The sequence below is a fragment of the Streptomyces sp. NPDC127106 genome (assembly GCF_042677605.1).
Lineage (GTDB): Bacteria > Actinomycetota > Actinomycetes > Streptomycetales > Streptomycetaceae > Streptomyces.
This window is the reverse complement of the sequence record NZ_JBHXTC010000004.1, coordinates 1-6,021: the sequence shown is the minus strand read 5'-3', so window position 1 is coordinate 6,021 and position 6,021 is coordinate 1. Positions and strand designations below refer to the sequence as shown.

Below are 6,021 nucleotides of genomic sequence, written 5' to 3'. Positions count from 1 at the left end.
GGCGCGGCCCCCCCGCGCGCTCATGCCGGTCCCCCCCCCCCGCCCGGGCCCCCCCCCACCCCCACAACCCCCCAACCCCCCCGCCACCCCCCCCCCCGTGCAGTCCCTGCGCCGGGCGCCTTCACGGCCCCTGCGGGGCAGCCGGAGCCGTCGGCGCGTGCCGCAGACCGCCGGTGCACGTAGCGATCAGGGCGGACACCACGAACAGGGCGGCGAAGGCCAGGAACGCCGCCGTGCCGTCGGCGTGGCCCAGGAGCAGACCCGCGAGCAGCGGCCCCACCGGCTGGGCGCTCATGGACAGGAAGTTCGCCGATCCCTGGACCCGCCCCAGCAGATGGTGCGGTGTGGCCAGCAGCCCGGTGCTGCCCAGGACCACGTTCATGGCCCCCGCCGCGACGAAGCCCAGTGCCATGGCCGTACCGAACAGCACCAGGTCCGGTGCGAAACCCGCCAGCAGCACCGCGCCCGCACATGCCCAGCTGCTCAGGACGAGCGTCGCGCGGGGACGCAGCTCGGCGCGCAGCCGGGCGGCCAGCAGGATGCCGACCAGCGCGCCGGCCCCGCTCACCGACGTGATCAGACCGGTGGAGCGCCCGGACGGGTCCAGCCGCTCGGTGGCGGTGACCACGACCAGCAGCAGCCCGCTGTACGCCAGGTTGACGCCCGAGAGCAGTGCGACGACCGCACGCAGGTACGGCTGCTGCCAGATGTACCGCAGGCCGCCGCCCAGGTGGCGCAGGGACATCGGCCGTTCCGGCTTGTCCGGCCGGGACCGGGTCCGCAGCCGCAGCATGATGATGCAGGACGACAGCAGGCACACCGATTCGACGACGAACGGCAGCGCCCGGTCCACACTGAACAGGACCCCGCCCAGCGCCGGTCCGCCCAACTGCGCGATCGCGGACCGCGCCTGGAGGCGCGCCGTCGCCTGGCCCAGCTGCTCCGCCGGGACGACCGCGCGCATCAGGGCGTTGGCCGCCGGCGTCGACAGGCTGCTGAGCATCGCACCGGCGATCGCCACCGCCAGGACCAGGGGCAGCACGCTCCACCCCAGCAGCACCCCGGCCGCCACCGTGCCCGCGCCGCACCCGACCCCGAACCGGCACCACAGCAGGAGGCGGCGCCGCTCCACCGCGTCGACGATCGCGCCGGACGGGATCAGCGAGAGCACCAGCACCACGTCGAAGACGGCGACGATCAGACCGGCGGTGGCCGGGGAGTCGGTCTCCGAGAGCACCAGCAGCGGCGTGCCCAGGATCGTGAGCTGCGCCCCCAGACTGGCCAGGAGGCCACCGAACCAGATGATCCGGAATTCCCGGTTCTGCGTCAGCGGCACGACGGGCCCTGCTGCCGCCGGTGCCGCCGGTGCCGCTTGTGCCGCCGTCTCCCCCGGCGAGTCCGCCGTGTGCTCAGGACCGGGCATAGGCGCGGCTGTTGTGGAGGTACGCGGCCGGGGCGCCGGGCTCGCCGACGAAGCAGACCGTACGGTACGACCCCCGCTTCGACGGGTCCCGCAGGAACGTGTCCCCGGACAACCGGACATAGCGGTCCGGCACGGCTCCCTCCTGCCCGGGCCCCCTGTCCGGCTGCTCGGTCGTGATCAGCAGCGCTTCGCCGTCGGGGGCCGGGACGACCGTGAAGCGCGCGTCCGGCCCGCTGAACGTCCCCGTGTACCGGGCCGGGTCGACCGCGGCCGGTCCCTCCGGCTCCCAGGCGGTGCGCGGCGCCCGTACCCCGGTGAGCTCCTCCACCAGGGCGGGTACCACGTCGTCGTACATGTCGCGGGCCCGGCCGCCGTTCACGGCGAGGGCCAGGGTGAGCCCGTGCTCGGGGACGCAGCGGATGAGGATGGCCTGGCCCCGGTACTCGCCGTCGTGGCCGAACACCCCGGTGCCGTTCCAGTCCCACAGCGCCCAGCCGATGCCCCACCGGTCGGCGAGGATGGCCCCGGGGACCTCCGCCCAGGGCCGCACCATCAGCGCTGCCGACTCGGCGCCCAGGAGCTCCTTGCCGCCCGGGGTGCGTCCGCCGCTGCGCTGGGCCTCGCAGAAGGCCACGGCGCTCTCCACCGACAGCCTCAGCATGGAGCCGGCGGCGACCCCCGCCCGGATGCGCTCCGAGCGCGGGATGATCCGGGGCTTGCCGTTCCCGCCGACCACGTGCCCGACGCTGTTGCGGTGGAGCAGGACGTCGTCGCCGTCGAGCGCCACGTCGCGCAGGCCCAGGGGGCGTACGATCCGGGCCCGCACCTGGTCGTCCCAGGTACCTCCGCGCACGGTGGTGACGAGGTGGCCGAGGACGACGTAGCCCGAGTTCGAGTAGGAGAACAGGGCGCCGGGCGGGTGCAGCTGGGCGGCGCCCGCCAGGGAGGCGACGTAGCGCGCCGGGGCGTCGTGGCCGGGGCCGAAGTCCTGGAAGCTGTCGCCGTAGAACCCGGCGGTGTGCGTGAGCAGCTGGCGGACCGTGACCGTCCGCGCGGCCTCCTCGTCCGCGACCGCGAAGTCCGGCAGGTGCTGGCGGACCGGGTCGTCCAGGCCGATCAGGCCCTCGTCGACCAGCTGCATCACCAGGGTCGCCGTCCAGACCTTCCCGAACGAACCCACCGGGAACAGGGTGTCCGCGGTCATCTCCAGGCCCACGCGGGCATTGGCGGTGCCCAGGGCGGCGGAGCGCAGGACGCCGTCGAACGACACGGCGATCGCCGCGCCCGGGACGTCGTGGCCGGGTGCGGACCCGGCCAGCAGCGTGCGCAGCCGGTCGTCGGTGAACGGTGTTCCGGAGGACGGCCCGGGCTGTGCGGCAGCCGGTATCCCTGTGACCGTCATGCGATTCCTTTCCGTACGGGGGCGGGCGGTGGCCCGTCGGGTGCTCAGCGCGTGACGTCCTCGATCACCATGGACACGAACTCCAGGGTGTCGGCGCGCCGTTGGAACGGAGACCGGATCCGGGCGGGGCCGGGGTCGCCGTTGTGGACCCGCAGGGCCTCGGAGACGATGGGCTCCCAGGCCGTGCCGAACGTCTGCAGGGCGTACGAGCCGGCGCCCGCCTTCGAGGTGATCTCGCCGGTGGTCACCGTGTAATGCAGGCGGCTCACGCCCAGCACGCCCCAGGCGGGAGCCCAGCCGCCCAGCGCCGCGACGCCCATGAGGGAGAACGTCTTGCCGTGCGCGGCGTGCCAGCGGCGCCAGTAGTCGTCGAGGTTGGCCCGCGCCCAGCCGGTCAGGGTCGTGCGGTCGACACCCACGGGGAAGGTGCCCGCGGCGGGGCCGCGCACGGCCACGGCGTTGCGGGCCAGCACGGCCCAGGTCACCGGATTGACCTCGAAGTCGCCGGCGGCGTGGAAGGAGCCCTCCTGGGCGTAGGGCACCGGCGGGCAGGCGGCCGGCGACCCGGCCAGGTCGTCCCAGGTGACGTGGATGCCGTCGAAGTACGGCCGGTCGTGCCGCTCGCGGGTCTCCCGGTGCGCCTGCTCCAGGGCGGTTACGTCGTCCGGTGCGGGACGCCGGGCGCAGACGGCGACGAAGTCGACGTCGCTGCGCCCCGGCCGGAAGTCGCCGAGTGCGACGGACCCCGTCAGATAGAGGCCCTGGACGAGATCCGGGCGCAGCCTGTCGACGGTGTCGAGAAAGGTGCGCACGACGGCCTCGGCCGAGGGGTGCAGGGCGGAAGCGGGCGTGTGCCCCGGCAGATTGCTCATAATGTGGCTTCCGGACTCTCTGTTTCGGTGGGACGGGGAAAAAGGTCGCGCGGCGTGCGGGAATTCCGGGCCACGATGTCCATCACCGTTCCCGCGTTTCCTTCTGGAGTGTTCCCCTGGGAATCGATGAATACGGTGTCCCGCGGCATGAGCCGGCGGGCCGCCAGGCAGCGCTCCACCTGGTCCAGCCGCCATTTCCGCACGTCCGCGTCGCGCACGGGGTCGTCCTCGTGGATGACCTGGGCCTCGATCCGCCGGCGCAGCTCCGGTGCGTCGACCTCCAGGAAGAAGTGGTGCAGCTCCACCCCGTGGTCCCGCAGTCCGCCGTGGATCTCCGCCAGGTAGTCGGGGCGCAGCACGGACATGGGCACGACCAGCAGTTCGCCGTAGTGGTGCAGCAGCTCAAGTGCCGTACGCACCACGAGGGAACGCCAGATGGGAGCGTCCTGGAAGTCGCCGCTCGGCGGCTCGCCTACCATGTCGCGGACCAGGTAGCCGACGAGCTCCGGATCGTAGAGCCGGTGGCCGGGACGGGTTGCGACGATCTCCCGGGCGAGTGAGGTCTTGCCCCCGCCGAAGGGGCCGTTCAGCCAGACGATCACAGGGCGGCTCCTCGCGCTAGGGAGTGCAAAAGGCCCGGGACCTTCCGCAGGTTCGGCAATTGCCTTCGGTCCACTTTGCCGTTCGCATTCATCGGCAGGGCCGGCAGGGAAACGATCTCACTCGGCAGCATATAGGACGGGAGGTGGGCGGAGATGTTTTCGGCCACCTCGGCCGCCAGGTCGCTTTCGGGTGCGCCGCTGCGTTTCGCGATGAAGCCGATCAGCTTGCGTGACATTCCCTCGCCCTCGCTGATCACGGCGGCTTCCGTGACGTCCGGATGGGCACGCAGCGCCGTCTCGATCTCGCCCAGTTCGATGCGGAAGCCGCGCACCTTCACCTGGTGGTCGGCCCGGCCGTGGAACCGGAGCGTGCCGTCCGGGTTCCAGGACACCAGGTCGCCGCTGCGGTAGAGCCGCTCATCTGGCCGGAAGGCATCGGGGAGGAAGCGTTCCGCGGTGAGCTCCGGGCGGCCCGGGTAGCCCAGGGCGAGTCCGTCACCCCCGATGTGGAGCTCCCCCTGCTCGCCCACGGGCACCCGCCGGCCCTCGGCGAGGACGCGGACCGTGGTGTTCGCGATCGGGCGTCCGATCGTCAGCGCACCCCCGGCCGCGGCCCGCGGGGTGACGAGGAGCCCCGTACTGAACGTCGTGGCCTCGGTCGGCCCGTACATGTTCAGCAGCCGCCCGGGCGCCCCCGCGGCGAGCACCTCCCGGGCCGCCGCCGGGTCGGGCGCGTCACCGCCCAGCAGGAGGGCCCGCAGCCCCCGGTAGGCGGCCGGGGCGTGCGCGGCGTGCAGGTGGAACAGGGCCGGTGTCAGGAACAGCGTGGTGATCCCGGCCGCGGCCAGCGCGTCCGGCAGCTCGTCGGGCAGGAGCAGCAGCTCCTTGTCCAGGCCGGCGGCCGTCGCGCCGTTGAGCAGGGCACCCCAGATCTCGAACGTGGAGGCGTCGAAGGAAGTGTTGGAGGCGTGCGCCACCGTGTCCCCGGGCGCCAGACGCACGTAGTCGGTGTTGACCACCAGCCGGGAGACGGCCCTGTGGGGCACGGCGATGCCCTTCGGCCGCCCGGTGGAACCGGAGGTGTACATCACGTACGCGGCATCCAGCGGCCCGGTGTCCGGGTCGGGTCCTGCCGGATCGTCGGGGTGGACCGGCCCGGACACCCGGTCCATGAGCTCCTCCATCGACAGCGCCCCGGGCCATTCGGCCCGGTGCCGGTCGGCGGCGACCACGACGCAGGCTCCCGCGTCGGCGGTCATCAGCCGGTTGCGCTCGACCGGGTTCGCCTCGTCGAGCGGCAGATAGGCCGCCCCGGCGTACAGGATGCCGAGGAAGAGGGTCACGGCCCGGGCGCTCGGGGCGTCGAGGACCGCGACGACCGCTCCGCGCTCCACCCGGTGGACGTCGCGCAGCAGGTCGCCCAGGCGCCGGGCGCGGACGACCAGTTCCCGGTAGGTGACCTCCGTCGTGCCCCAGCGCAGTGCCGTGGCGCCGGGCGTGCGGGCGGCCCGGTCGGCGACGATCCGGGGCAGGGTGAGACCGCGCGGATAGGGGCGCACCGGTCCCCGTTCGAAGGCGGCAGGTGCGTGAGGACTGTGGGACATGGCTCTCCAGTGGAAACCGTGGAACAGGGGCGGCCGGCGCTCGGCGGCCGGTGGCCGGCGGCCGGCGGCTGGTGGGCCCGGGGCGGACGGGCCGGGGCGGGGCGGGGCGGGGGGGGGG

The 6,021-nt window shown here is 73.6% G+C and carries 5 protein-coding genes; all 5 read right to left on the bottom strand.

The window, feature by feature from the left end; genetic code table 11:
- Window positions 1-121: 121 nt before the first annotated feature.
- Window positions 122-1,336, bottom strand: a complete 1,215-nt coding sequence (locus ACFVGY_RS05850; RefSeq protein WP_385671596.1) for an MFS transporter — start codon at window positions 1,334-1,336, stop codon at window positions 122-124.
- A 73-nt stretch (window positions 1,337-1,409) separates the two neighbouring features.
- Window positions 1,410-2,825 (bottom strand): serine hydrolase domain-containing protein, encoded by a 1,416-nt coding sequence (locus tag ACFVGY_RS05845; protein ID WP_385671593.1) that lies wholly within the window; start codon window positions 2,823-2,825, stop codon window positions 1,410-1,412.
- A 44-nt stretch (window positions 2,826-2,869) separates the two neighbouring features.
- Window positions 2,870-3,697, bottom strand: coding sequence for an aminoglycoside adenylyltransferase domain-containing protein (locus tag ACFVGY_RS05840; RefSeq protein ID WP_385671590.1), 828 nt, complete (start codon window positions 3,695-3,697; stop codon window positions 2,870-2,872).
- Window positions 3,694-4,299 (bottom strand): AAA family ATPase, encoded by a 606-nt coding sequence (locus ACFVGY_RS05835; RefSeq protein ID WP_385671587.1) that lies wholly within the window; start codon window positions 4,297-4,299, stop codon window positions 3,694-3,696. The genes ACFVGY_RS05840 and ACFVGY_RS05835 overlap by 4 nt, the downstream gene beginning before the upstream one ends.
- On the bottom strand, window positions 4,296-5,903 hold the full coding sequence (locus ACFVGY_RS05830) for an amino acid adenylation domain-containing protein (RefSeq protein ID WP_385671585.1): 1,608 nt from the start codon (window positions 5,901-5,903) through the stop codon (window positions 4,296-4,298). The genes ACFVGY_RS05835 and ACFVGY_RS05830 overlap by 4 nt, the downstream gene beginning before the upstream one ends.
- Between the last annotated feature and the right edge of the window lie 118 nt (window positions 5,904-6,021).

Coding starts and splice junctions, on each gene's coding strand:
- ACFVGY_RS05845 (WP_385671593.1), bottom strand. CDS start 2,825: ATGACGGTCACAGGGATACCGGCTGCCGCACAGCCCGGGCCGTCCTCC.
- ACFVGY_RS05840 (WP_385671590.1), bottom strand. CDS start 3,697: ATGAGCAATCTGCCGGGGCACACGCCCGCTTCCGCCCTGCACCCCTCG.
- ACFVGY_RS05830 (WP_385671585.1), bottom strand. CDS start 5,903: ATGTCCCACAGTCCTCACGCACCTGCCGCCTTCGAACGGGGACCGGTG.